Annotated in this window: 31 protein-coding genes and 1 riboswitch; of the genes, 8 read left to right on the top strand and 23 right to left on the bottom strand. The window is 45.9% G+C overall.

Features of this window, described 5'->3' with window-relative positions; all coding sequences use genetic code 11:
• Positions 1-3: 3 nt before the first annotated feature.
• The 8 genes from spoIIIAD to MJQ52_RS19390 all read right to left on the bottom strand — a co-directional run bounded on the left by spoIIIAD (position 4) and on the right by MJQ52_RS19390 (position 4,878).
• The gene (spoIIIAD, locus tag MJQ52_RS19425) at positions 4-393 is read right to left on the bottom strand and encodes a stage III sporulation protein AD (protein WP_071392571.1); all 390 of its coding nucleotides are present in this window, start codon (positions 391-393) and stop codon (positions 4-6) included.
• Between the two features lie 12 nt (positions 394-405).
• A complete protein-coding gene (gene spoIIIAC, locus MJQ52_RS19420; protein WP_003153142.1) occupies positions 406-612 on the bottom strand; it encodes a stage III sporulation protein AC in 207 nt (68 codons plus the stop codon).
• A 22-nt stretch (positions 613-634) separates the two neighbouring features.
• Positions 635-1,150 carry a stage III sporulation protein SpoIIIAB gene (spoIIIAB, locus tag MJQ52_RS19415; RefSeq protein WP_003153126.1) on the bottom strand — a complete coding sequence of 172 codons (516 nt, stop codon included), beginning with the start codon at positions 1,148-1,150 and terminating at the stop codon, positions 635-637.
• Positions 1,144-2,067: a stage III sporulation protein AA gene (spoIIIAA, locus tag MJQ52_RS19410; protein WP_058906180.1), complete on the bottom strand. Its 924-nt coding sequence runs from the start codon at positions 2,065-2,067 to the stop codon at positions 1,144-1,146. Before spoIIIAA ends, spoIIIAB begins: the two co-directional genes overlap by 7 nt.
• A 76-nt stretch (positions 2,068-2,143) precedes the next feature.
• The gene (locus MJQ52_RS19405) at positions 2,144-2,425 is read right to left on the bottom strand and encodes a YqhV family protein (RefSeq protein WP_003153124.1); all 282 of its coding nucleotides are present in this window, start codon (positions 2,423-2,425) and stop codon (positions 2,144-2,146) included.
• 147 nt (positions 2,426-2,572) lie between these two features.
• On the bottom strand, positions 2,573-3,130 hold the full coding sequence (gene efp, locus MJQ52_RS19400; protein WP_003153123.1) for an elongation factor P: 558 nt from the start codon (positions 3,128-3,130) through the stop codon (positions 2,573-2,575).
• A 24-nt stretch (positions 3,131-3,154) separates the two neighbouring features.
• Positions 3,155-4,216, bottom strand: coding sequence for a M24 family metallopeptidase (locus MJQ52_RS19395; protein WP_003153122.1), 1,062 nt, complete (start codon positions 4,214-4,216; stop codon positions 3,155-3,157).
• A gap of 131 nt (positions 4,217-4,347) precedes the next feature.
• On the bottom strand, positions 4,348-4,878 hold the full coding sequence (locus MJQ52_RS19390; RefSeq protein WP_044053460.1) for a YqhR family membrane protein: 531 nt from the start codon (positions 4,876-4,878) through the stop codon (positions 4,348-4,350).
• Positions 4,879-5,099: 221 nt separating this feature from the next.
• On the opposite strand from MJQ52_RS19390, the gene MJQ52_RS19385 reads away from it, so the two are divergent.
• Both MJQ52_RS19385 and MJQ52_RS19380 read left to right on the top strand, forming a co-directional pair.
• On the top strand, positions 5,100-6,056 hold the full coding sequence (locus MJQ52_RS19385) for a DUF1385 domain-containing protein (protein ID WP_003153120.1): 957 nt from the start codon (positions 5,100-5,102) through the stop codon (positions 6,054-6,056).
• Between the two features lie 34 nt (positions 6,057-6,090).
• Positions 6,091-6,486, top strand: a complete 396-nt coding sequence (locus tag MJQ52_RS19380) for an SA1362 family protein (protein ID WP_003153119.1) — start codon at positions 6,091-6,093, stop codon at positions 6,484-6,486.
• On the opposite strand, the gene MJQ52_RS19375 is transcribed toward MJQ52_RS19380, so the two are convergent.
• The 3 genes from MJQ52_RS19375 to MJQ52_RS19365 all read right to left on the bottom strand — a co-directional run bounded on the left by MJQ52_RS19375 (position 6,483) and on the right by MJQ52_RS19365 (position 8,837).
• Complete coding sequence (locus tag MJQ52_RS19375; RefSeq protein ID WP_003153118.1) at positions 6,483-7,358, bottom strand: patatin-like phospholipase family protein; 876 nt, start codon at positions 7,356-7,358, stop codon at positions 6,483-6,485. The genes MJQ52_RS19380 and MJQ52_RS19375 overlap by 4 nt on opposite strands.
• A gap of 114 nt (positions 7,359-7,472) precedes the next feature.
• Complete coding sequence (gene mntR / locus MJQ52_RS19370; RefSeq protein ID WP_007408338.1) at positions 7,473-7,901, bottom strand: transcriptional regulator MntR; 429 nt, start codon at positions 7,899-7,901, stop codon at positions 7,473-7,475.
• A gap of 99 nt (positions 7,902-8,000) precedes the next feature.
• Positions 8,001-8,837, bottom strand: coding sequence for a lipoate--protein ligase family protein (locus MJQ52_RS19365; RefSeq protein WP_003153114.1), 837 nt, complete (start codon positions 8,835-8,837; stop codon positions 8,001-8,003).
• 193 nt (positions 8,838-9,030) lie between these two features.
• On the opposite strand from MJQ52_RS19365, the gene MJQ52_RS19360 reads away from it, so the two are divergent.
• Entirely contained in the window at positions 9,031-9,411 is a 381-nt protein-coding gene (locus MJQ52_RS19360; RefSeq protein ID WP_007408335.1) for a rhodanese-like domain-containing protein, read from the top strand.
• 52 nt (positions 9,412-9,463) lie between these two features.
• Here MJQ52_RS19360 and gcvPB read toward each other — a convergent pair whose 3' ends face one another.
• From gcvPB to gcvT, 3 genes are read right to left on the bottom strand one after another with little or no spacing between them, the layout of a single operon-like run.
• The gene (gene gcvPB, locus MJQ52_RS19355) at positions 9,464-10,939 is read right to left on the bottom strand and encodes an aminomethyl-transferring glycine dehydrogenase subunit GcvPB (RefSeq protein WP_014305403.1); all 1,476 of its coding nucleotides are present in this window, start codon (positions 10,937-10,939) and stop codon (positions 9,464-9,466) included.
• Positions 10,932-12,278, bottom strand: a complete 1,347-nt coding sequence (gcvPA, locus tag MJQ52_RS19350; RefSeq protein WP_077722590.1) for an aminomethyl-transferring glycine dehydrogenase subunit GcvPA — start codon at positions 12,276-12,278, stop codon at positions 10,932-10,934. Before gcvPA ends, gcvPB begins: the two co-directional genes overlap by 8 nt.
• 14 nt (positions 12,279-12,292) lie before the next feature.
• Positions 12,293-13,393: a glycine cleavage system aminomethyltransferase GcvT gene (gcvT, locus tag MJQ52_RS19345; RefSeq protein WP_094247736.1), complete on the bottom strand. Its 1,101-nt coding sequence runs from the start codon at positions 13,391-13,393 to the stop codon at positions 12,293-12,295.
• A 178-nt stretch (positions 13,394-13,571) separates the two neighbouring features.
• A riboswitch (glycine riboswitch) is annotated at positions 13,572-13,672 on the bottom strand.
• Between the two features lie 144 nt (positions 13,673-13,816).
• Here gcvT and MJQ52_RS19340 point away from each other — a divergent pair.
• The 4 genes from MJQ52_RS19340 to sinR all read left to right on the top strand — a co-directional run bounded on the left by MJQ52_RS19340 (position 13,817) and on the right by sinR (position 17,018).
• Positions 13,817-15,487 (top strand): DEAD/DEAH box helicase, encoded by a 1,671-nt coding sequence (locus tag MJQ52_RS19340; RefSeq protein WP_069013074.1) that lies wholly within the window; start codon positions 13,817-13,819, stop codon positions 15,485-15,487.
• 17 nt (positions 15,488-15,504) lie between these two features.
• Complete coding sequence (locus MJQ52_RS19335) at positions 15,505-16,299, top strand: YqhG family protein (RefSeq protein WP_014305407.1); 795 nt, start codon at positions 15,505-15,507, stop codon at positions 16,297-16,299.
• A gap of 176 nt (positions 16,300-16,475) precedes the next feature.
• The gene (gene sinI, locus MJQ52_RS19330) at positions 16,476-16,649 is read left to right on the top strand and encodes an anti-repressor SinI (protein ID WP_003153105.1); all 174 of its coding nucleotides are present in this window, start codon (positions 16,476-16,478) and stop codon (positions 16,647-16,649) included.
• A gap of 33 nt (positions 16,650-16,682) precedes the next feature.
• Positions 16,683-17,018, top strand: coding sequence for a transcriptional regulator SinR (sinR, locus tag MJQ52_RS19325; RefSeq protein WP_003153104.1), 336 nt, complete (start codon positions 16,683-16,685; stop codon positions 17,016-17,018).
• Positions 17,019-17,065: 47 nt separating this feature from the next.
• On the opposite strand, the gene tasA is transcribed toward sinR, so the two are convergent.
• The 3 genes from tasA to tapA form a co-directional block, all read right to left on the bottom strand.
• On the bottom strand, positions 17,066-17,851 hold the full coding sequence (tasA, locus tag MJQ52_RS19320) for a biofilm matrix protein TasA (RefSeq protein WP_094247735.1): 786 nt from the start codon (positions 17,849-17,851) through the stop codon (positions 17,066-17,068).
• A gap of 63 nt (positions 17,852-17,914) precedes the next feature.
• Entirely contained in the window at positions 17,915-18,499 is a 585-nt protein-coding gene (sipW, locus tag MJQ52_RS19315; protein WP_012117977.1) for a signal peptidase I SipW, read from the bottom strand.
• Positions 18,471-19,142, bottom strand: a complete 672-nt coding sequence (tapA, locus tag MJQ52_RS19310) for an amyloid fiber anchoring/assembly protein TapA (RefSeq protein WP_070082109.1) — start codon at positions 19,140-19,142, stop codon at positions 18,471-18,473. The genes sipW and tapA overlap by 29 nt, the downstream gene beginning before the upstream one ends.
• A 258-nt stretch (positions 19,143-19,400) precedes the next feature.
• On the opposite strand from tapA, the gene MJQ52_RS19305 reads away from it, so the two are divergent.
• Entirely contained in the window at positions 19,401-19,730 is a 330-nt protein-coding gene (locus MJQ52_RS19305) for a DUF3889 domain-containing protein (RefSeq protein ID WP_003153097.1), read from the top strand.
• 39 nt (positions 19,731-19,769) lie between these two features.
• Here the strand turns inward: MJQ52_RS19305 and MJQ52_RS19300 are convergent, their stop codons facing one another.
• From MJQ52_RS19300 to comGC, 6 genes are read right to left on the bottom strand one after another with little or no spacing between them, the layout of a single operon-like run.
• Positions 19,770-19,949 carry a YqzE family protein gene (locus tag MJQ52_RS19300; RefSeq protein ID WP_003153093.1) on the bottom strand — a complete coding sequence of 60 codons (180 nt, stop codon included), beginning with the start codon at positions 19,947-19,949 and terminating at the stop codon, positions 19,770-19,772.
• A gap of 56 nt (positions 19,950-20,005) precedes the next feature.
• Positions 20,006-20,383 (bottom strand): competence type IV pilus minor pilin ComGG, encoded by a 378-nt coding sequence (gene comGG, locus MJQ52_RS19295; protein WP_094247734.1) that lies wholly within the window; start codon positions 20,381-20,383, stop codon positions 20,006-20,008.
• Positions 20,384-20,779 carry a competence type IV pilus minor pilin ComGF gene (gene comGF / locus MJQ52_RS19290; RefSeq protein WP_094247733.1) on the bottom strand — a complete coding sequence of 132 codons (396 nt, stop codon included), beginning with the start codon at positions 20,777-20,779 and terminating at the stop codon, positions 20,384-20,386.
• Between the two features lie 13 nt (positions 20,780-20,792).
• A complete protein-coding gene (gene comGE, locus MJQ52_RS19285; protein WP_015388003.1) occupies positions 20,793-21,107 on the bottom strand; it encodes a competence type IV pilus minor pilin ComGE in 315 nt (104 codons plus the stop codon).
• A complete protein-coding gene (gene comGD, locus MJQ52_RS19280) occupies positions 21,091-21,528 on the bottom strand; it encodes a competence type IV pilus minor pilin ComGD (RefSeq protein WP_025852922.1) in 438 nt (145 codons plus the stop codon). The genes comGE and comGD overlap by 17 nt, the downstream gene beginning before the upstream one ends.
• The gene (gene comGC / locus MJQ52_RS19275; RefSeq protein ID WP_003153087.1) at positions 21,518-21,826 is read right to left on the bottom strand and encodes a competence type IV pilus major pilin ComGC; all 309 of its coding nucleotides are present in this window, start codon (positions 21,824-21,826) and stop codon (positions 21,518-21,520) included. Before comGC ends, comGD begins: the two co-directional genes overlap by 11 nt.

Genomic DNA, 21,826 nt, shown 5'->3' with positions numbered 1-21,826 from the left:
TGATCAAGAAGGAATAAGTCCGAGAATCGTTTCAATAATGACGGTGAGTATCGGCACGGCCATTACCAGTATCAAAATTTTTCCGGCCAGCTCTATTTTCGAAGCAATCGCTCCCTGGCCCGCATCCTTTGTCAGCTGCGCACCGAATTCAGCGATGTAGGCGATGCCGATAATTTTTAAAATGGTTTCCACATAGACCATATTGACATTTGCATTGACGGCTATTTTTTCTATCATTCTGATAATGTCGTAAATCTGATCGATGAGATAGAGAAAGATCACGCAGCCGCTGAAGACGACAATCATAAACGCGAAAGTCGGTTTCTGTTCTTTTACGATCAGGGAGAGAAATGTGGCGATCAGGCCTAAACCTACAATTTGAACAATCTCAATCTGTAAGCCCCCCTATCCTTGGAATAGAAACACAGCTTTGATCTTTTTGAACAGGTCATCGACAATCGTCGCCACCATAAATAAAATATAGATAAAGCCAAGCAGCGTCACCCATTGGGCGTATTCTTTTTTTCCCATTTGGTCAAGTATGGTGTGCAGAAACGCAACCACGATACCGACTCCGGCGATTTGAAAAATGACATTTACGTCGACTCCCATTTTATGTTTGCTCCCCTCATGTTTACATCAATAGAAGAATGAGTAACAGTCCGGCTAAAAATCCTAAGCTTTTCACCATTTTTTCATTTTTCGCCTGCGCCCGTCCGGCATCCGCTTCCGCCGCTTCCAAATGTGTAAGCGCAAGCTTGATATGTTTCTGCTGAGAAACACGGTCATGGAGCCCGAGCGTCTCTCCGAATTGCTTCAGCACATCGTATTCGCTTTTTTTCATCGCCATGGAGGGCCAGTTATGTTTCAAGCTCTGTTCCCAGGCCGTTTTGGCGGAATCGCTTCCCTGCTCAAGCCTCCTGCTGAAAGCTTGAAACAATGACGATACAGGCTTGGAAAGCTGTGCGGCGATTTGTCCCGAAGCTATGTGCAGCGGCGTATGCCCGAACATGATTTCCGCTTCAAGCGATTGCAGCGCCGCGCGCAGCTGACGGATCTGTCTCGGCCTTTCAATATACATTTTGGCGATCTCAAATCCCGTCCATGTCGTCGCTGTCAGAATGAACACGGCACCCAAAAGCTTCAGCATGTCATCACGCTTTCAGCATGCGGAACAGGTTCCCCGTCCTTTCCGTACATCCTGCTGATCGTTCCCGGACCGCGGCGTCTTGACAGTTCAACATACCGGTCAAACACGTTTTCCTCCCAAAGCATTTTCAGCGACGGCCTCTTGACCAAGTCTTTCATATTCCATCCGTGCGCAGAGACGATAACGGATACGCCCGCATGGAGCGCCTCCATCAGCGCTTGTGAGTCTTCCATTCTGCCGATCTCATCCACAATTATGACATCAGGACTCATAGAACGGATCATCATCATCAGCCCTTCCGCCTTCGGACAGGCATCAAGGACATCGACTCTGCGGCCGAAACTGTGCTGGGGAATGCCCCGCAGGCAGCCGGCAATTTCCGACCGTTCATCTACGATACCTGTCTTTTTTGCCGGGATGCGTTTTGATCCGGTGCTGGAAAGCCGGGCCAAATCACGAAGCAAGGTCGTTTTCCCCGTTTGCGGAGGACCGATGATCAGCGTGTTCAGCCAGTTTTCTTTCCATAAGAAAGGAATGAGCGGTTCTGCGATCCCCAGCTTCTCCCGGGCGATTCGGATATTAAAAGAAGTAATATCCCGGAGTCCTTTGACGGCTCCGTTTTCGACGATGACTCTTCCGGCCAGCCCCACACGGTGGCCTCCTCTGATTGTGATGTATCCTTTTTTCAGCTCTTCTTCCAGCGTGTACATACTGTAGTTGCTGAGCCGGCTGAGGATCAGCTGTGCGTCGCCGGCCGTACACACATATGACAAATACAAAGGTTGTCCTTTTTGGATCAGTTCAACCGGCCTGTCGACCCGGATTCTGATTTCTTCTGTATCCCGCCTCGCTTCTTCGGGCACGGCGGAGATGGCATCTCTCAATAATTCAGGGAGAACCTCTGTAATTTCATTCAATAGAGTCCCCTCCTTTTTACCGATTGGCTTCTTTAAAATGTATGATCCGGGACAGACTTTATGACACCCCGGCCCTCTATTTATGCACACCGGCCAAAATCAGCACCACCCCCGCAAAAATCAATATTAATTTTGCATATGAGAGCTGTCCGGCAATCTGATAAATGCCGATCGTCATTGTGATGATAAAGATCAGAGGGCCGACGATTGCCAAAATACTATTCACCACAACCGCTTTTCTGATGTCGTTTGTCAAAAGCATGATAATAGCGGCAGATAATTCAATGAGCGAGGACAAAACTCGTAAACCGGCCATCGTTAAAACAGTAGAATTGATTGAACCGAACAAAAATTTCATTGCAATCCCCCAACTTCAAGCATTTTGTTACACTATATGCTCTAGCTGACGGAAGTAGTCTCACTATTTTCATATAGAAGAAAGATTCTGAGGCAGAACGCAAAAAAAGCCTGCCCCGTAAAAGGAGCAGACTCCGAATTTCTTTAACTACGCTCTTGACACGTAAGAACCGTCTGATGTATTTACAACCAGCGTATCGCCTTCGTTCACGAAGAACGGTACGTTTACGACAAGGCCTGTTTCCGTTTTGGCAGGTTTCGTGCCGCCTGACGCCGTGTCGCCTTTAATTCCCGGCTCTGTTTCAACAACTTTCAGTTCAACTGTGTTCGGCAGTTCAATACCGAGCGTTTCAGACTGATACATCATGATATGCACAGACATATTTTCCAGAAGGTATTTCAATTCTTCTTCGATTTGGTTTTCGTTCAATTCAAGCTGTTCATATGAGCTTGTATCCATGAACACGTGCTGATCACCGTTGGCATAAAGATACTGCATCGTTTTTGTTTCGATTTGAGCTTTCGCGACTTTTTCACCTGCACGGAATGTTTTCTCCTGAATAGCGCCCGTGCGCAGGTTACGCAATTTAGAACGGACAAATGCCGCTCCTTTTCCCGGTTTTACGTGCTGAAAGTCAACGACGCGCCAAATGCCGCCGTCTACTTCAATCGTTAGTCCTGTACGAAAATCGTTAACTGAAATCATGTTTGATGTCCTCCTATATTCCGATCACAAAATAATTAATTCTTTAGGGGAATGCGTAATTGTCCGGTTGCCGTCCTCAGTGATGATGATATCATCTTCGATTCTTGCGCCCCCGACTTCCGGTATGTATATGCCCGGCTCAACCGTTACCGCCATGCCCGGCTCAAGAACGGCCGATGACCTGAAAGACAGCCCCGGTGATTCATGGACTTCCATTCCGAACCCGTGTCCTGTCGAATGGCCGAAATACTGTCCGTAGCCTTTTGCGGTGATATGATCCCTCGTCAGGGCATCCGCTTCTTTTCCCGTCATGCCGGGTTTAATATGCAGGACACCAAGCGCTTGGGCATCGTATACGACCTGATAAATCTCTTTCAGTTTATCACTTGGCTCTCCGACCGCGACGGTGCGTGTGATATCAGAACAATAGCCTTTATAATAAGCGCCGAAATCGAGCGTGACCAAGTCTCCCTTTTCAATCAATTTGCCGCTTGCCACTCCGTGGGGAAGGCTGGATCTGACTCCCGAGGCGACGATCATATCAAAGGAAGAGCCGTCTGCTCCTTGACGTCTCATATAAAATTCAAGCTCGTTTGCAACTGAAATCTCTGAGATGCCCGGTTTGATAAACGTCAGAATATGTTCAAACGCATCATCCGCAATCTTCGCAGCTTCCTCTAATATCTTAATCTCTTCACTTGACTTAATCAAGCGCAACTTTTCAACGGAATCCGCGACGGGAACCATCTCCGCTTCCTGCAGCACCGCTTGGTAGGATGCATATGTTCCGTACGTCATGCTGTTTTGCTCGAAGCCGAGTTTTTTAATGCCGTACTCAAGAATCGTATCCGCAGCCGTTTGGATTAAGCTTCCGCCGTGCTCGATAATGTCAAAACCCTTCACTTGCGTCTTCGCCTGCTCGGTGTAACGGAAATCCGTGATAAATGCCGCACGTTCTTTCGATATGACCGCAAGGCCTGACGAACCCGTAAATCCCGTCATATACTGCAGATTGGCGGAGCTTGTCACCAACATTCCGTCTATATCCAGCTGACCGAAAAGATTTCGCAATTTCTCAAGTTTCATTCCCTTTCTCCTCCTCGCCGATTCTTGACTGCCGCCTGACAACGCGGGAGCATCCCCGCCCGGTTTTCAGCATAAAAAATGTTCACTTCTCGTGAACATTTTACCATACCGGACAGGGATTATACACTTATTCACTTGTTGCCGAGCGCCCTTGCAAGCTTGTCTGACGTAAGTTCATTGTAGTTGAAGGAAATTGAGTAGCCGACAAACAAACCGTACAGAATGTAAAGGCAAAGCGTCGTCACGATTGTATCTGATTTCAATTCAGTGACGGATTTCACATCTTCGAAAATCGGATTGAATAAGAAAAAAACCGCACACCATAAAATGACGCCGTACACCATCCCCGGCCACATGGTTTTAAAACGCTTCAGGCAGACGAAATAAATAAACGCCCCGGCAATTGAAATGAATCCGATGACAACGATGCTGACCATCGTGCCCAGCCATTGTTTTTTCCATTCTCCGATCATAAACGGCTGAAGAATCATGTTGGGGCTGATCTCTGAAAAATGAAAGACATACCCGAGATAGCCGATCAAACTCCAAAATACACCGCCGGCAAATCCGATACCGCAAATTCTGCCGGTAAATGAAACAGGCTGCTGATCATCATCCCGCTTCTTTTTTTCTTCCTGTTCTGAATGTTTTTCGCTTGTCATCATGGCACCTCCAGTCATAGACTGCCCAAAAATTGAAAAGTCATAAAAAGCTGCGCCATATTTTCATTCAATGAGTAAAATCTAAAGAAACGGGGTATACTGCATGTAGAAAAAGCATTGATTTTCCGGCTGTCTAACTAGAGGTTTACCGCGGTTTCCTGTACAATAGAGTGAAAGGAAATGGTTAGTAAATCCTAAGAAAACAGGCAGGTTGATAAACAATGTCCAAACAAAAAACGCCCCCTGCATACGGCGGGCAGGCTGTCGTTGAAGGGGTAATGTTCGGCGGCAGAAAAAATTATGTTACCGCCATCCGCAGGAATGACGGAAGCATTGATTTTTTCAAGCTTCCGAGAGTGCCGAACGCCAAGCTTTCGGCTTTAAAAAAGATTCCTTTTTTGCGGGGAATCGTCGCCATCATTGAGGCGAGCGCCAACGGCACAAAGCATTTAAACTTTTCCAGCGAACGTTACGGGCTTGATCCTCAGGATGACGCCAAGCTGGAGCAGGAAGATAAGAAGGGTTCCGGCTTATCGATGTTTTTCAGCCTGGCGGTGATCGGCGTTTTGTCGTTTTTGTTCAGCAAATTCGTTTTTACGCTCGTCCCGGTCTTCTTAGCGGAGCTTGTAAGGCCCGTATTTTCCTCAGACGCCGCGCAGATCGGAATCGAAAGTCTGTTTAAGCTGATTCTGCTTCTCGGCTACATTTATTTTTTATCAATGACGCCGTTAATTAAAAGAGTGTTTCAATATCATGGAGCCGAACATAAGGTCATAAACTGTTATGAACAGAATTTGCCAATTACAATAGAAAATGTTCAGAAACAGTCACGGCTTCATTACCGTTGCGGTTCAAGCTTTATTTTATTTACGATCATTGTCGGCATGTTCGTCTATTTACTCGTTCCGACAGATCCGCTTTGGGTGCGGATTTTAGACAGGATTGCGCTTATACCGGTCGTTCTCGGCATCTCCTTTGAAGTGCTCCAGCTGACGAACAGAGTACGGAATATCCCCGTTTTGAAAGTGCTCGGTTATCCCGGCCTGTGGCTGCAGCTTTTAACGACAAAGGAACCGGCGGATGACCAGGTCGAGGTTGCCATAGAAAGCTTTAACGAGCTTCTCAGACTGGAAGACATTTCAGAACAGAGCGAAAAGCCGTCTCACAACGTAATCTGAACCGTTACCGTTATTATTTTGGAGGTGGGCAGTTATGAATCATCGTGTACAACCTTTTTTTGCTGTATTGATAGCGCTTGGCGCATTCGGTTTCATTTATGCGGCGGTAACCAACCCCGGGCAGATGATTTCAAGAGCAATCACCGTTATTATCGCAGGCATTATTATTTATTTTATCGTGAGGACGGTCCTGAACCGACGCACCGGCCGTGACGGAACCGCTTTCAAAAAAGCGGCCAGACAATCGCGGCTCCGAATGAAGGAGCAAAAAGCGAAGCACCGCGCCGGACACAGAGGCCGGGTCAGCCATTTGCGGAGCGTGCCGAGCAGCAGCAGACCGAAGCCGATGATTCTTAAGAAAAAAAGCCAGACCCAGCTTACCGTCATAGAAGGCAAAAAGAATAAAAAGAAAAACAGAGCGCTTTTTTAATAGCTCCATTGCTTCAAAAATTGCTCTGTTCTGCTTTTTCCTAGCTCAATGAGAGCTAGTTTTTTTTGCGGTGTGAGATGAAACTCCGTCGCCATCACATGTTCCACCGGAATAAAAATAATATTCTGTTCGTACTTTGTCGCGATATGCCTGGCATCATGAGCGTCTTTCATCGTTTCAAACAAAGCCCCGAACAGCTCAAAAGCGTTGCGGATTGATTTTTTCGGGCGCTCTTTTTCGTTGGGCGAAAGCGAAATTCCGATGACCGGCCGTTTGCGTTCTTTTGAATACAGCCAAATCGGGAAATTGCTTAACACGCCGCCGTCAACGACCGTTGAGGTGCCTTTTTCGGTCTTCAGTTTTATCGGTTCAAAAAAATAAGGAATGCTGCAGCTCATTCTGACGGCTCTGGCAACCGGGAACATCTCCGGATTTAATCCGTAGCGGGGAAGATCGTCAGGAAGCACGATCATCGTTCCGTTCGTCAGATCTGAAGCGATGAGACGGAGCGAGCCTTTTTTCAAATCGCCGAACGCGATGATGCCCTTCGCTTTTAATTTATCCGCAATCCACTTTTCCAGCATATCGCCTCTGTATAGTCCGAGGCGCCAATATATCGACACCCACTGCAGGATTTTCAGCGGGAGGAATGAGTATCTCTGATCAAGCAATTGCCTTCCGTCCACCTCATCTATGATGGAATGAACCTCTCTGCTCGTATAGCCCGCAGCGATAAATGCGGCAATAATCGCGCCGGCGCTTGTTCCGGCGAGCCTTTCAAAGCGAAAGCCCTTTTCTTCCAGCGCTTCATAAGCGCCGGCAAGCGCCACCCCTTTTATCCCCCCGCCCGAAAATACGCCGTCAATCTGCATAGCGCGCCCTCTCCCTTCCATCTCAAGGTGTATTATTATTTTAAGAAACGGCTGGGCGAAATAGACCAAAGAATGAAGACATTAAAAAAAGGGCGCCCCATTTCGGGCTGCCCTTTATTCACCGGGATTTTCGGTTTTTTTCTGTACGGATTTCAATTCTTTTTTCCGGCTTTCGTCATCTTCAAAATACTGAACGAGGTCGCCGATGCGGTCAATGCTGTTCCAGCTCAGATGATGTTCGATTCCTTCAACATCATTGTAAATCTTCTCTTCATCAACACCAATGATTCTTAAAAACTGCTCAAGCAATTCGTGTCTGTATACGAGCCGTTTGCCGATCTTTTTGCCTTTTGACGTCAATACGAGCCCGCGATATTTTTCATAAATCAAATACTCGTCTTTATCTAGTTTTTGAACCATTTTCGTTACAGAGGAGGGGTGGACTGCCAAAGCTTCCGCGATATCAGAAACCCGTGCATATCCTTTTTCTTCTATCAGCATATAAATCTGTTCAATATAATCTTCCATACTTGGTGTTGTCATAAGTAACCCTCCCAAAAAGCACCTTAACTTTATAAACCATTACAAGTTTACACTAACGGTCATGAAAAAACAAGGATGCTTCCGGTCTGTCAAGCCTTATCAGCGCTTATAATTCCATTCATCAGACGCGTATTTCGTCTCAGCCAGCTCATTGACAAATGCAAGCTCTTCAGACGTGAGTGTGTAAGGCTCAAGATGAATGTTCAGCCCTTCCTCAAAACCGGCTTTAAAAGCGATTCTGGCCTCATCCATCGTTACCCGTTTCGGCGCTAAGGCGTTGATGGCTACCGCTTTGTTTTTGAAATTCCGCTGCATGCGCTCACGGACTCTGTCGCTCGGATATAAAAACAGATCAAACAGTTTATCCTCATCAATGTCAAGCAGGATGGAACCGTGCTGAAGAATGACGCCTTTTTGGCGTGTCTGTGCGCTTCCGGCAACTTTCCGTCCTTCAACGACCAGTTCATACCACGAAGGCGCATCAAAGCAGACGGACGAGCGCGGATTTTTCAAGCTTTCTTTTTCTTTCTCCGTTCGCGGAATCGCAAAGCAGGCATCAAGTCCAAGGTTTCTGAATCCCTGCAGAATACCTTCTGAAATCACCCGGTACGCCTCTGTCACCGTGGCCGGCATTTCCGGGTGATCCTCTGAAACGATTACGCTGTATGTCAATTCTTTATCATGCAGAACACCCCGTCCGCCTGTCGGTCTTCTGACAAACCCGAGGCCGTGTTTATGTACTGCGTCAAAGTTAATTTCCTTCTTAATATTTTGAAAATACCCGACAGACAAAGTTGCCGGATTCCAGCCGTAAAAACGGATCACCGGAGGAATTTTTTTTTGGCTGTGCCAATATAAAAGCGCTTCATCCAGCGCCATGTTAAATGCCGGGCTTTCATTCCCTGAGTCAATAAACCGCCATGTTTCTTTTTCCATACACTGAACCCTCCTTTATCGTTTTAATAAAATCAGTTTAACAAACTGCCTTGAAAATGAAAAATATTTCGTTTCATTAAGGATGACAATCGCTTCATGCTTTACTATAATAGTATTTGTCCCAAAACGTCCGGTAAGCCTTGTTTTCAGGAAGCAGGGTTTTGATTTTATAAGCTAAAGGAGTAGAATTGCATTGTCTAATATGATTGCTTTAATTATTGTTGCGGCGTTTATCGTTTATATGATCGTTTCGTATTTTTACCAGCAGCGTTTAATGAAAACACTTACGGAAGAGGAATTCCGCGCGGGCTACAGAAAAGCGCAGCTGATTGACGTCCGTGAACCGAATGAATTTGAAGGCGGCCATATTCTCGGCGCGCGCAACATTCCGCTGTCACAGCTGAAACAGCGCAAAAGTGAAATCCGTCCTGATAAACCCGTTTATCTGTACTGCCAAAACAATGTCCGCAGCGGACGCGCGGCACAGACGCTCCGCAAACACGGCTGCAAAGATATTTACAACCTGAAAGGCGGATTTAAAAAATGGGGCGGAAAAATTAAAGCAAAAAACTAATCATGAAAAAAGAGCTGTCCGTTTTATACGGAAGCTCTTTTTTTATACCGTGTCAGCGGCTGACGTCAGGTGTACGTTCGTATTTTAAAACCGGCTTTCTTGCCGCCTTGGTTTCATCCATTCTTTTGACAACTGTTGTATGCGGCGCCTCCTGAACGATTTCAGGCGATTCCTCCGCTTCCCGCGCAATTTGAATCATGGCATCTATAAACGCATCAAGCGTTTCCTTCGATTCCGTTTCCGTCGGTTCGATCATGATGCTTTCTTCAACATTGAGAGGAAAATACACAGTCGGCGGATGATAGCCGAAATCCAAAAGCCGTTTGGCAATATCAAGCGTTCTTACGCCGAGCTTTTTCTGCCTTCTTCCCGATAACACAAATTCATGCTTGCAATGACGGTCAAACGGGAGATCATAATAAGGCGCGAGTCTTCTCATCATATAATTTGCATTTAAAACCGCGTTTTCGGTCACAGCTTTTAAGCCGTCAGGCCCCATGGAACGGATATACGTGTAGGCTCTGACATTAATGCCGAAGTTGCCGTAATAAGGTTTTACGCGCCCGATCGACTGCGGCCGGTCATAGTCAAAAGTCAAACGGCCCTCTTTTTTCGTGAGAACGGGTTTCGGCAGATACGGAATGAATTCTTTTTTCACTCCGACCGGCCCTGAGCCCGGTCCTCCCCCGCCGTGCGGCCCGGTAAATGTTTTATGCAGATTAAGGTGAACGACGTCAAATCCCATATCTCCCGGTCTTGCTTTACTTAAAACGGCATTTAAATTCGCTCCGTCATAATAAAGCTTTCCGCCGGCCTGATGGACGATTTCAGCCATTTCCGTAATGTTTTCTTCAAATAACCCGAGGGTGTTCGGATTCGTCAGCATCAGCGCCGCTGTTTCTTCGTTTACCGCTCTTTTCAAATCTTCAATGTCAACCAGCCCGTGCTCATTTGACTTAACGGTAATCGTTTCAAAACCGGCGACCGTGGCGGATGCCGGATTCGTACCGTGGGCTGAATCAGGGACAATCACCTTCGTCCGTCCGAAGTCTCCCCGCGCTTCGTGATAGGCGCGGATCATCATCAGGCCGGTCCATTCGCCGTGAGCGCCCGCCGCAGGCTGCAGCGTCACCTCGTCCATGCCCGTAATCTCCTCCAAGTGTCCGCTTAAATCGTATAAAAGCTCAAGCGCCCCCTGAACTGTGTCCTCGTCCTGAAGCGGATGAATAGCGGAAAAACCTGCGAACCGGGCAATTTTTTCATTTAATTTCGGATTGTATTTCATCGTACAGGAGCCGAGCGGATAAAAGCCTGAATCAACTCCGTGGTTTCTCTTAGAAAGAGCGGTATAATGCCGCATAATATCAAGCTCTGATACTTCCGGCAGCTTTGCGTCTTCATCGCGGATATAGTCACCGGGAAGAAGGCTTTCAAGCTCTGTTTCCGGCACATCAAGCTCCGGAAGGCTGTAACCGACACGCCCTTCGCGGGACATTTCAAAAATAAGCGCCTGATCTTGATTATTCATGTTGATCCCCCAATCCCGCAATAAGCGAATCGATCTCTTCTTTCGTTCTCAGCTCTGTGACGGCAATCAGCATATGCTGATTCAGTTCCGGATACGCAAGACCTAAGTCATATCCGCCGATGATGCCGTCTTGCAGGAGCCGCCGGTTTGCTTCCTTGACGGGAAGATTCAGCCTGACGGCAAATTCATTAAATATCGGGCCGTCAAATGCTACGTGCAAGCCGGCTTTTTCCGCTTGGCGTCTCGCGTAATCAGCTTTCAATATATTTTGACGGGCCATGTCTTTGACGCCGTTTTTTCCGAGCGCCGTCATTGCGACTGAAGCCGCTAAAGCATTCAGCGCCTGATTTGAACAAATGTTAGACGTGGCTTTGTCTCTTCTGATATGCTGCTCGCGCGCCTGAAGAGTGAGAACAAAACCTCTTCGCCCGTTTTCATCCTCCGTTTGGCCGACAAGCCGGCCCGGCACCTTTCTCATCAGTTTTTTCGTTACTGCAAAATAGCCGCAGTGCGGGCCGCCGAATGCCGCAGGTATGCCGAAAGGCTGCGCGTCCCCGACGACAATATCAGCTCCGTATGCCCCGGGCGGTGTCAAAATACCGAGCGCGAGCGGGTTTGAAGAAACAATCAGCTGGCTGTTTCCTTTATGTGCGAGCGGCTCAATGCCCTTTAACGGCTCGATTTGTCCGAAGAAGTTCGGATACTGAACGATCACGGCGGCCGTCTCATCACAAACGGCATGTTCCAATGCTTCAAGATCTGTGACGCCGTTTTTCGCGGGCACCTCTACAACCTCAATATATTGGCCCTTTGCGTATGTTTTCAAAACATCCCGTGATTCCGGATGAACGGCTGCGGAAATGACGATTTTTTTCTTTTTCGTATGTCCCGATGCAAGCATCGCCGCTTCCGCAAGCGCCGTTCCCCCGTCGTACATAGAGGAGTTTGCGATATCCATTCCCGTTAATTCACAGATCATCGTTTGAAATTCAAAAATCGCCTGCAGCTCCCCTTGTGAGATTTCAGGCTGGTAAGGCGTATAAGCCGTGTAAAACTCTGATCGGGAAATCACATGATCGACGATAACCGGCTGATAGTGATCGTACACTCCTGCGCCCAGAAAAGATGCATATGTAACAGCGTCTTTATTTTTCGCCGCAAGCTTTGTCAGCTCTCTCGTCAGCTCCGTTTCAGATTTTGCTTGTTTAATTTGGTAGTCTTTTTGAAACCTCACATCTTCCGGAATATCGGCAAACAGTTCATCAATTGTTTCTGCGCCGATGGCTTTCAGCATTTCTTTTTTATCCTGTTCTGTCGCGGGCAAATATCGATGCTTCATATGACTCTCCTTTTTCAGTTCTGTTTTGGACGTTTATAAAACGGTGTGCGGACAACCTTCGCTTTTACCGTTTTTTTACGGATTTCCACTTCTACTTCCGTTCCGACTTCACTGAATTCCGTTTTGATTAAGGCAAGGCCGATATTTTTCTTTAAAGTCGGAGATTGCGTGCCTGTCGTGACTTCCCCGATCGGAACACCGTCTTTTTTCACGGCGTACCCGTGTCTCGGAATCCCTTTTTCAATCATCTCAAGTCCGACCAGCTTTCGCGGGGCTCCTTTTTCTTTCTGTTCACGCAATACAGATTTCCCGAAAAAATCGGAATCTTTCTTGTGTTTCACGGCAAATCCGATTCCGGCTTCAATCGGTGTAATATCTTTCGTCAATTCCTGACCGTATAAAGCAAGCTTCGCTTCAAATCTCAGCGTATCACGGGCGCCGAGGCCGCACGGAACGAGGCCTTCATGCTCTCCCGCTGCAAGTATCTCCTTAAATAGATGAACTGCATCTTCATTTCGGCAATATAACTCAAACCCGTCTTCACCGGTATAGCCTGTTCTTGAAAGCAGGACTTGGCGTCCGGCAACGTCCGCCTCGTCAATAAATGCAAACGGTTTTAAGGAGGACAAATCACATTCAGTCAGCTTCGCAAGAACCGTCTGGGCATTCGGCCCCTGAACGGCAAGCAGTGAAATCCCGTCAGACTGATTCGTCAGCGTGACGTCGCCTTCCGCATGTTCCGTCAGCCAGGCGATGTCTTTTTCAATATTAGACGCGTTTATCACGAGCAGATAGCAGCTCTCGCTTTTCTGATAGATCAGCAAATCATCAACCGTACCGCCGTCAGGATAACACATGGCGGTATAAAGCGCGTTTCCCGGCTTTAAATCGGCAACGTCATTTGTCATCATTTTTTGCAGAAAAGACAGGGCGTCTTTACCGGATACTTCAACTTCCCCCATATGAGACACATCAAACAGTCCCGCTTTTGTGCGGACGGCTTCATGCTCCTCTTTAATAGAAGAAAATTGAACCGGCAGCTCCCATCCTCCAAAATCAATCGTTTTTCCGCCGTATTCTTTATACACGTCATAAAGCGGTGTTCGTTTCAGCATCATCTTCCCCCTTCAGTCATTGGCGCATTGTAAAAACATATAAAAAAGGACAGAGAAACACCTCATGAAAATGAAGGTTTCTCTGTCCCGGCACCTGAAAGTTTACTTTATGAACATATCATAAAGACGTCCCCTTTGGTGGCCTGCTTCTTCTAAGTGCAGACACTCTCCAGAGTTGCGTCGAGCAAGAGTTCTTTTGCCTGAGAGATTCACTCCGCAGTTTGCTCCTTCGGCGCCCGGACGCCCATCTTTCGTCCGAGTCTCTCCCCTTGCTGTCATTCGCTCATATTTACCAATTTTATGGACATACTAAAGCAATATCTTTTAGTGAAATCATTACTTATATCCTACCACCCTCATTTACGTCCGGCAACAAAAATTATGATAAATCAGTTTTTTAAAAGAAAGGCGGTTTTGTTACATATGACAGCAGAGATCATATTTGATGCAAACTGGCCGGGAGAGTTTTCTGAGCGGCTGAAAACGGACGGTCCCTGGTCAAATTGGGAGCTGTACAAACTGTCGGCTGAAGTCCAGCAGACCCTTGCCATTCCTGAATTTGAAGGGTTGAGAGCTCCTTTATACCTGCCCGATTTCACTCCGCTTCCCCATCAGCTTGAGGTCGCGCAGAAAGTCGTTGAAAAAATGAACGGCAAGGCGATTTTGGCTGATGAAGTGGGGCTCGGAAAAACGGTGGAAGCAGGCCTGATTTTAAAAGAATATATGATTCGCGGGCTGGCCAAGAAAATCCTGATTCTTGTGCCGGCATCACTCGTTTCCCAGTGGGTGAAAGAGCTTCAGGAGAAGTTTTTAATACCCGCTGTTGAACAGAAGAAAAGCTATGTGTGGGAACAGTGCGATATCGTCGTTTCTTCTATTGATACGGCCAAACGCTCCCCTCACAAAGACATTGTCCTTTCTATTCCGTATGATCTCGTCATTATTGACGAGGCGCACAAGCTCAAAAACAGCAAAACGAAAAATTATGAATTTGCGAGAAGTCTTGTGAAGAAATACTGCCTGCTTCTGACGGCGACGCCGATTCAAAACCGGATCGAAGAAATCTTCAATTTAGTGTCACTGTTAAAGCCCGGCCATTTAGGAAACGAAAGCGGATTTCAAGAAACCTTCAATCAGAAGGACGGGATTGACGCTCATGAGCATTTGAAAGAACTCGTCAATAAGGTGATGATCCGCAACACGCGGAGCGACACCGGCCTTACATGGACGAAGCGCCACGTGGAAACAGTGCCGATCACCTTTTCACCGACGGAACAGGCGCTTTACGATGACATTGCCGCACTGAAAAACGGCACGGAAAAGCCCGCAAGCGCATTTTCCATTATGACGCTGCAAAGAGAGTGCTGTTCAAGCCGGGAAGCCGTGTATATGACGCTCAAAAAAATGCTTGACCAAAAAGACAAACAAGCGCCCGCATTCGATGAACAGACGATCGCTAATTTAATGGACCGCATCAATCAAGTCACGCAAAACTCAAAAGCGATTCAAGTTGTTGACTTGATCCAAAAGATTAATGACAAAGTCATTATTTTTACTGAATACAGGGCGACACAGATTTACCTGCAATGGTTCCTTCAGCAGAACGGCATAAGCTCCGTTCCGTTCAGAGGCGGATTTAAACGCGGAAAAAAAGACTGGATGAAGGATCTCTTCCGCGGCAAAGTGCAGGTGCTGATCGCTACAGAAGCAGGAGGCGAAGGGATCAACCTGCAATTCTGCAACCATATTATCAATTATGACCTCCCGTGGAACCCGATGCGGCTTGAACAAAGAATCGGAAGGATTCACAGACTCGGTCAGGAAAGAGATGTCCATATCTACAATATGGCGACAAAACATACGGTGGAAGAGCATATCTTAAAACTTCTGTATGACAAAATTCATTTATTTGAAAATGTCGTCGGAGAATTAGATGACATTTTAACAAAAATCAAAGTGAGCAATTTTGAAGACCATTTGCATGATATTTTATGCCATTCGCTGACAGAGGAGGAAATGAGAATCAAAATGGACAATCTCACCTCTTTTCTGTCGTACAGTACGGAAAAGCCCGCCACAAAAAAAGGCTCTTAAAAAGGAGGAAGCGCGACATGAGACAGCAGGAGGTTCACCAATTTTTACTGCGCTTTTTTGAAGCGAACCACTGCCCGATTACAGAACACGGGCCGGGTTTTATGACGGTTCAGTTGACGGTCGAGATGGACAAACAAATTATGAACCGCCCGTTTTATTGGCATTGGCGTGAAAAAACGGGCGGCGAACCGAACCCGATGAAGATTACGTTCATCACTGATAAAGAAACGGCTCCGGAGGATATGGACGGCGAGTTTATTTACTTTGGAGCCCCGCGCCTCTTTCAAATCTTTCAAGCAGTTAAACAAAATGGGAGATTTACAAGAATATATGAGAAAATTGTATCAGCCGGAGCCAGAGTGCCGCTTCAGCCCTGGCTTGGATTAAATGTAGTGATTTCATACCAATCCGACATGAAAAAAGACAGACTTTTGTCTTTAGGCCTGCATCTTGTTTCTGGAACAATTATAGAAGGGTTTCAGCAGAAGCTTGCACCGCTTCCGCTGACCTCGCAAATATCAGACTATTGCTTTACCATATCGCCAATGATTAAGCCGGAAAGCGGGATTAAAAGGATGGAGCATTACTTAAAAGACGCTGCCGCCAAAGAGCCGTCAGACTGGGCTGACAGCGCGATCGCCAGATGGAAAAAGGACCTCAGGCTGCTCGATCAGTTTTATGAGCAGACAGAAGAAAAACCTGAGGAATACCATTTGGAAAAACAAGCGCTGAAAGCCTTATATCAGCCGAAAATTCACATTCAGATTGAAAATGGCGGTTTATTTTTCCTGCAAAGTAATTTTTCTGGATAAGCGTTATCCATTCGACACCTTTCCCGTTTTTTCTGGAAATTCTATATTATAATAAAAGTATATAGAAAAAATTTCTGGCGTTTCGCATGCGATGAATCACTTCCAGACATGTAAAGATAAGGTCATGGGCGGATTGGCTGAAATACATAAACAAGTATTTTAGGAGGAGAAAATGCATGAAAAATGCAAAAATGGAATTTTCGCAATTAGATAAGGAATGGGTTGAGCTGATATTAGAAGCCCAAAAAGCAAATATCAGCCTAGAAGAAATACGCAAATACCTGCTTTCGCATAAAAAGTCTTCTCAACATATCCAGGCAGCCAGAAGTCATACCGTAAATCCTTTCTGAATGTGCTATAATATCACAAGGAAGGTGATGACATTGATTGGCCAGCGTATTAAACAATACCGAAAAGAAAAAGGCTACTCACTATCAGAACTAGCTGAAAAAGCTGGGGTAGCGAAGTCTTATTTAAGCTCAATAGAACGAAATTTACAGACGAACCCCTCCATTCAATTTCTCGAAAAAGTCTCCGCTGTTCTGGACGTCTCGGTTCATACTTTACTTGATGAAAAACATGAAACCGAATACGATGGTCAATTAGATAGTGAATGGGAGAAATTAGTTCGCGATGCGATGACATCCGGGGTATCAAAAAAACAATTTCGTGAATTTTTAGATTATCAAAAATGGAGAAAAGCGCAAAAAGAGGAGTAGTGCCGCCATATGTGCACAACTCCTCTTTTAACTGTCCGACTTTCGGATTAGTTTTTATCCTCACTGTGAGCCTTTTCATTTTCCTTGACGTAACCGTCTTTATCCGTATGATCTTTCGTAATGGTCAAGCCGTTCCATTGCGTTGCTTCAAAAGAGAATTGAAGAGAAATCGCATTGCCTTGGAACTTGTTTTGCACACTTAATCCGTCCGCAGTTTTTGCGGTGTCATTTTTAAATTGGATTTCCATTCTCACCTGGTCATAATCAGCAGGCGTTTTCGGAACTCCGTCGTACTCAGGAGCTGTTTTGCCGTTAATGGTTGCCACATTGACTTTTCCGCTCTCACTCAGGAATTTCGGATCAATGTGCTTGCTGATCGCTTCGGCAGCTGCTTTATCCTGTTTTGTTGACATTAAGTATAAGTCTTTCAGGCTGGCCGCCTTTAAAATGATATTTTTAGGATAGCCGTTGCCCCCTTCTTTACCGACTGTCAGAACCGTAATTTCAAACTGGTTGAGGAAATCCTCCGCAGATTCATTTCCTTTCTTTGCTCCTTTAAAGTCAGTAAAATTCAAAGCCATCAGCACTTCTTTAATGGCAAGTGAACCGTTGTTTCTGAATTCAAAATCTTTCGTCAATTTATCACCTGGTTTTAAGTTTGACAAATTGACATTGGCTGATTGTTCTTTAGCCGATAAATCAAGTGTTCCTGACGCAAATGTAGCGTCCGTCGACTTCACATCATTAAATGCGGCCCATGTGCCTCCTCCTACTAATGCTAAACCGAGTGCGGCAGAGGCAACGCCCAAGCTTAATTTCTTTTTCATACCCATGTTTGTACTCCCCTTACTTTTTATTTTTTGTTATCAAATCCTGTCGCCAGGTTGCAACCGTATTCATGTGGAGATGGTTCCCTTTTTCGCATGTTCTTCCAGCGCTTTCGTTTTCCGCTCAATATCGCGGAGGGCGCTGACGATGACTGTTATTGAGTAAATCAAAAGCATGACGCCGGGAACGATTAACAGAATCGCCGTTCCGATCGGCTGGCTTGCCAAATGTATGACATATCCTGCATACGGAAGCTGATATCCCGTATACTGGGCCGCCACTTTTTCAGCTTGAACGGGTGCGGCATCCGGGGCGGCATTATGGTCCCCTTTTGTCTCAAACAGCAGGTTCCCGTCCTTTTTTGTGATCCCGATTATTCTGTGTGTGACGGCTGTTCCGTCATCTTGCGTAAAGGTGATCACATCCCCTTTTTTTAAGTCATTCACGTCAGAAATTTTCTTTACCGCTATGAGCGAACCCGTCTTAAATTCCGGGTCCATTGAACCCGACAGCACGGATTTCAGCGTATAGCCGAAGATGGCCGGCTCACCCCCGGAAGCCCGGGTCGAAATCACCGTTAACGTCAGCACAATAATCAGACTGAAGATGACGGCATACAAAATATTACTGATCAGTTTCAGCGTTTTTTTCATGTTCTTCCCCGCTTTCTTTTACCGGCTCAGCCGGCTCTTTCTCCGTTTTCTTTAGATCAGAAACGGTTGCCTGTTCCCGGCATTTGACGAGTTTCATCGGTTTTGACCACTCAAATTTTTCTTCGTCCGCCGGATACCCTTCAGGCTTGTAAACCTTGAATGCGTATATGCCCGGCTGCAAAGACCGCTTTGACTCAATTTTATAAATCGTTTTGCTTTTTTTATCAGTAATAAGCCCTTTATCCACAACATTGCCGTTTCGTAAAGGCTGCTGCTGAGAAGCGATTTTATGGAGCTCCCATTTCCAGTCAGAAACAGTCCGCTCTTTTCCCTTATTCTCCAGCTCGGCATAGAGTTGAAGCGGCGCACACACGGTGCCTGACGTATCAGTTTGATTTGTTATATGTAAATCACTCTGATCCCAGCGTTCGTCATAACGGCAATCGTCATCCGTATATTGAAAATCTCCGCACGTTTGAACCGGGAGACTGAAGCTTTTCACATCATTGAAGGAGGAACTTGTATCACCTGTGAACTGAGCACATATCGTCACGGACAGGCAAAAAATGAACGAAAGCCGTAAAAATAGCATCATCCGCCATCTCACCTTGCCCTTTTTTTCCATTCGCAACCATCGGAACATGCCTTACCCCCTGTAAAACTGTTAATAAATATGAGAACCGTTCTTTTTAAAGAACCGCATGAACAAAGTATAATCAAGGATTATCGTCTTGAAAAATGTCAAAATCGGTCAAATTGTTCGTTTTTAAGAATGGTATCTTTCAAAAACATCGTTTTGCTTCAAATTACACACCTTTTTGGAATTTTTTCTAATAAAACGTGAGAAAATAACGAGGTGACTAGAACAAAATGGAAAGTATATACAGCGAAAGGACGAAGAATGATGATCACACAAAGTCTGATTTGCCTTTCTCTTCTTGTTTTCGGGGTTTCAGGAACAGCTCAGGCGGAAACGGTGCCTTATTATGCTGTTCACCATAAATCAAAATGGGAAAAGTTAGCAGAAAAAGAAGCTAAAAAAAGATATCCGCTCGCCCAAACATTATTTATTCAAAAGGTGTGGGATCGGAAAAGAACGGATGAAGCAGTCAAACAATACCACTTGACATTGCGGGATGGCGCAAAAGAATTTGGTGTGTTTGTTACGATTTCTTTTAATCCCTACAGCCAAAAGGTAAATAAAATTGCCGTCATTGAGGAATACCAATAAGGCCCTCCTGATACAGGAGGACCTTTCGTGTGATTCACTTTATTTTTTCCGCTGCATCCACAGCTTAAAACTGTACGGCAATATTCCGAACCAGTGCTGAGAAGCCGGCACTTTCTTTTCTTTCCGCACTTCTTTTCGCTCTCTCCGTTCCTGTTTCGGCGTATCGAAATATTTAACGAATTGCTCAGTCATATATTTTACATAATCATTTGTTTTCACGGCTCTCACCTCATAGTGCTGTCTTTACTATGAAGTGTTGTCCCGCCGCCTCTTTTTTATACTTCCGTCCATTGAATCAGCTGTTTCTTCTTCTGATCGAACAAAAGGTGAGCCTCGCGTCTCGTGCCTGACACTGTTTCGGCCTGAATTGTAACCTGAACCGTTTCCCGGCGATCACTCCCGGTGATGTGGAAGGAAACAGTTCCGTACGGAAAACGCTGTGTACCAGTTTGGACCTTTTGTCCCTGTGTCATATGGCGGCTTGACAGCAGCGCGCCGTTTTGGAGCAGATTCTCTCCGATCCAGTACTCCCCGGCCTCTTTCGCAAATGTTTTTCGGGTGATGAAATCAGATGAAGTATAGCTGATGACAAGTAAAACTGCGGCAGAAACAAACAGAACCGCGGGATAGATAAAACCGTCAGATTTGTGCATTTAATCACCTTTTAAAGAGCTGTAAACCGGAATGACCGCCTGATTCTTTTTACCTGTAACGCTTGAGATCTCTAATAAGAGCAGGCCGTTTTTCACATCAGCCGTTAATGATGCCGCGTTTTGCAGGATCGGCACGTGGCCTTTTCCGTTTACTCTTTTCCTTATCATCTTATGATAAATTTCAAAACGCACTTCTTCGCCTCCTGTTTCCCGGCATGCTAACGCCCGTCCGCCGTCCGCCGGCTTCACAGTCTCAGCCTGTTTACATTCGTTCATGATCTGCTGAACGGCAATTTGATGCTCCCGGCTGTCTAATCCGCCGTTATCGGTCCGGTTTGATAAAAACAGATGTAAAATCGGGCCCAGGGTGCCTGATAGGAAAAGACAGACTGCCAAGGAGAACAAAACATTAAGAAGCGTAAAGCCAGTCTGTTTTGAGAATGCTGAGGCACATTTCTTTTTCGCCGCGGTCAGCCGCACACACTTTGTAATACTCACCATCCTCCTTCCACTTCACACCGGGAGACGGCGGCTTTTTTCCGGTCATCATATAAGTGCTGATATGTTTCTGAAGAAGCTGGTACGCTTCCTGGCGATCTTCTATTTTCAGACCATCTGTCAGCATGCCCGTCCAGACCGGAATGATAGACGTCATAAGGAACAGCCAAATGGCCATTGCTGATAGTGTTTCAATAGTAGAGAACCCTTTATTTCCGTTTAGCATGGACATTTCCGCTCCCTAAGTAAACTGTGATCTCATAGGTGAACCCGGCGCTCTTCAATTGAATCTTTCCTCCCGAATTCGGATGGCCTTTTTCGTTAAATTCAAGGCTCTCCGGTAAAGTCACAAGTGTAATGTGAAGCGAATCAAAAGAACGCTCGACAATCCTTCCGGCTGACTGCAGTTTGTATTTATGCTCTTTTGGAAGAAAAGTGATTTTTGTTCTTTTATGTTCTGCGATAGCCGTTTCCTGCGCAAGCTGAATATCTTTTTGAAGCTGTTCTGTTTTTTGCCGCACGGCAAGGTGGGTGCAGACCGGCGGAACCGTCGTGAACAAAACCGTCAGCAGGACGGACGCCAGGCTTAACACAATCAGGCTTTCAAGAAGGGTAAACCCGTTTTCTGTCCGCCTGTTATTGTTCAACTGTAACTTCTCCGCCACTAATTAAGATCTGTTTACCATTCGGGCAGGCTGTATTCTTTTTGATATACCCCTCTGATTGTAAATCGTTCATATCCGGCATTTTACCTTCATGGTCGATTTCGTACGCCGTCACTTGGGCTTTCACCATATTCTGCAGTCCTTCACAGCCTTTATGCTGAATGCTTTGATTATGTTTTGTAACGTTAGGAATGGTGATTAAAAGCAGAATGGAAACGATAAATAAAACGATCAGCATTTCAATTAAAGTAAATCCATCTTGATTTTTCAGACGAAGCAC

The sequence above is a fragment of the Bacillus sp. jun7 genome (genome assembly GCF_051034795.1).
Classification (GTDB): Bacteria; Bacillota; Bacilli; order Bacillales; family Bacillaceae; genus Bacillus; species Bacillus velezensis.
Note: the sequence above shows the minus strand (reverse complement) of the source record. Positions and strands in the feature narration are given on the sequence as shown.

Excerpts from the sequence above, each read along its gene's own strand:
- spoIIIAC (WP_003153142.1), bottom strand. The coding sequence starts at position 612 with ATGGGAGTCGACGTAAATGTCATTTTTCAAATCGCCGGAGTCGGTATC.
- spoIIIAB (WP_003153126.1), bottom strand. The coding sequence starts at position 1,150 with ATGCTGAAGCTTTTGGGTGCCGTGTTCATTCTGACAGCGACGACATGG.
- MJQ52_RS19405 (WP_003153124.1), bottom strand. The coding sequence starts at position 2,425 with ATGAAATTTTTGTTCGGTTCAATCAATTCTACTGTTTTAACGATGGCC.
- efp (WP_003153123.1), bottom strand. The coding sequence starts at position 3,130 with ATGATTTCAGTTAACGATTTTCGTACAGGACTAACGATTGAAGTAGAC.
- MJQ52_RS19395 (WP_003153122.1), bottom strand. The coding sequence starts at position 4,216 with ATGAAACTTGAGAAATTGCGAAATCTTTTCGGTCAGCTGGATATAGAC.
- MJQ52_RS19390 (WP_044053460.1), bottom strand. The coding sequence starts at position 4,878 with ATGACAAGCGAAAAACATTCAGAACAGGAAGAAAAAAAGAAGCGGGAT.
- MJQ52_RS19385 (WP_003153120.1), top strand. The coding sequence starts at position 5,100 with ATGTCCAAACAAAAAACGCCCCCTGCATACGGCGGGCAGGCTGTCGTT.
- MJQ52_RS19380 (WP_003153119.1), top strand. The coding sequence starts at position 6,091 with ATGAATCATCGTGTACAACCTTTTTTTGCTGTATTGATAGCGCTTGGC.
- MJQ52_RS19375 (WP_003153118.1), bottom strand. The coding sequence starts at position 7,358 with ATGCAGATTGACGGCGTATTTTCGGGCGGGGGGATAAAAGGGGTGGCG.
- mntR (WP_007408338.1), bottom strand. The coding sequence starts at position 7,901 with ATGACAACACCAAGTATGGAAGATTATATTGAACAGATTTATATGCTG.
- MJQ52_RS19365 (WP_003153114.1), bottom strand. The coding sequence starts at position 8,837 with ATGGAAAAAGAAACATGGCGGTTTATTGACTCAGGGAATGAAAGCCCG.
- gcvPB (WP_014305403.1), bottom strand. The coding sequence starts at position 10,939 with ATGAATAATCAAGATCAGGCGCTTATTTTTGAAATGTCCCGCGAAGGG.
- gcvPA (WP_077722590.1), bottom strand. The coding sequence starts at position 12,278 with ATGAAGCATCGATATTTGCCCGCGACAGAACAGGATAAAAAAGAAATG.
- gcvT (WP_094247736.1), bottom strand. The coding sequence starts at position 13,393 with ATGCTGAAACGAACACCGCTTTATGACGTGTATAAAGAATACGGCGGA.
- MJQ52_RS19340 (WP_069013074.1), top strand. The coding sequence starts at position 13,817 with ATGACAGCAGAGATCATATTTGATGCAAACTGGCCGGGAGAGTTTTCT.
- MJQ52_RS19335 (WP_014305407.1), top strand. The coding sequence starts at position 15,505 with ATGAGACAGCAGGAGGTTCACCAATTTTTACTGCGCTTTTTTGAAGCG.
- sinI (WP_003153105.1), top strand. The coding sequence starts at position 16,476 with ATGAAAAATGCAAAAATGGAATTTTCGCAATTAGATAAGGAATGGGTT.
- tasA (WP_094247735.1), bottom strand. The coding sequence starts at position 17,851 with ATGGGTATGAAAAAGAAATTAAGCTTGGGCGTTGCCTCTGCCGCACTC.
- sipW (WP_012117977.1), bottom strand. The coding sequence starts at position 18,499 with ATGAAAAAAACGCTGAAACTGATCAGTAATATTTTGTATGCCGTCATC.
- tapA (WP_070082109.1), bottom strand. The coding sequence starts at position 19,142 with ATGTTCCGATGGTTGCGAATGGAAAAAAAGGGCAAGGTGAGATGGCGG.
- MJQ52_RS19305 (WP_003153097.1), top strand. The coding sequence starts at position 19,401 with ATGATGATCACACAAAGTCTGATTTGCCTTTCTCTTCTTGTTTTCGGG.
- comGG (WP_094247734.1), bottom strand. The coding sequence starts at position 20,383 with ATGCACAAATCTGACGGTTTTATCTATCCCGCGGTTCTGTTTGTTTCT.
- comGE (WP_015388003.1), bottom strand. The coding sequence starts at position 21,107 with ATGCTAAACGGAAATAAAGGGTTCTCTACTATTGAAACACTATCAGCA.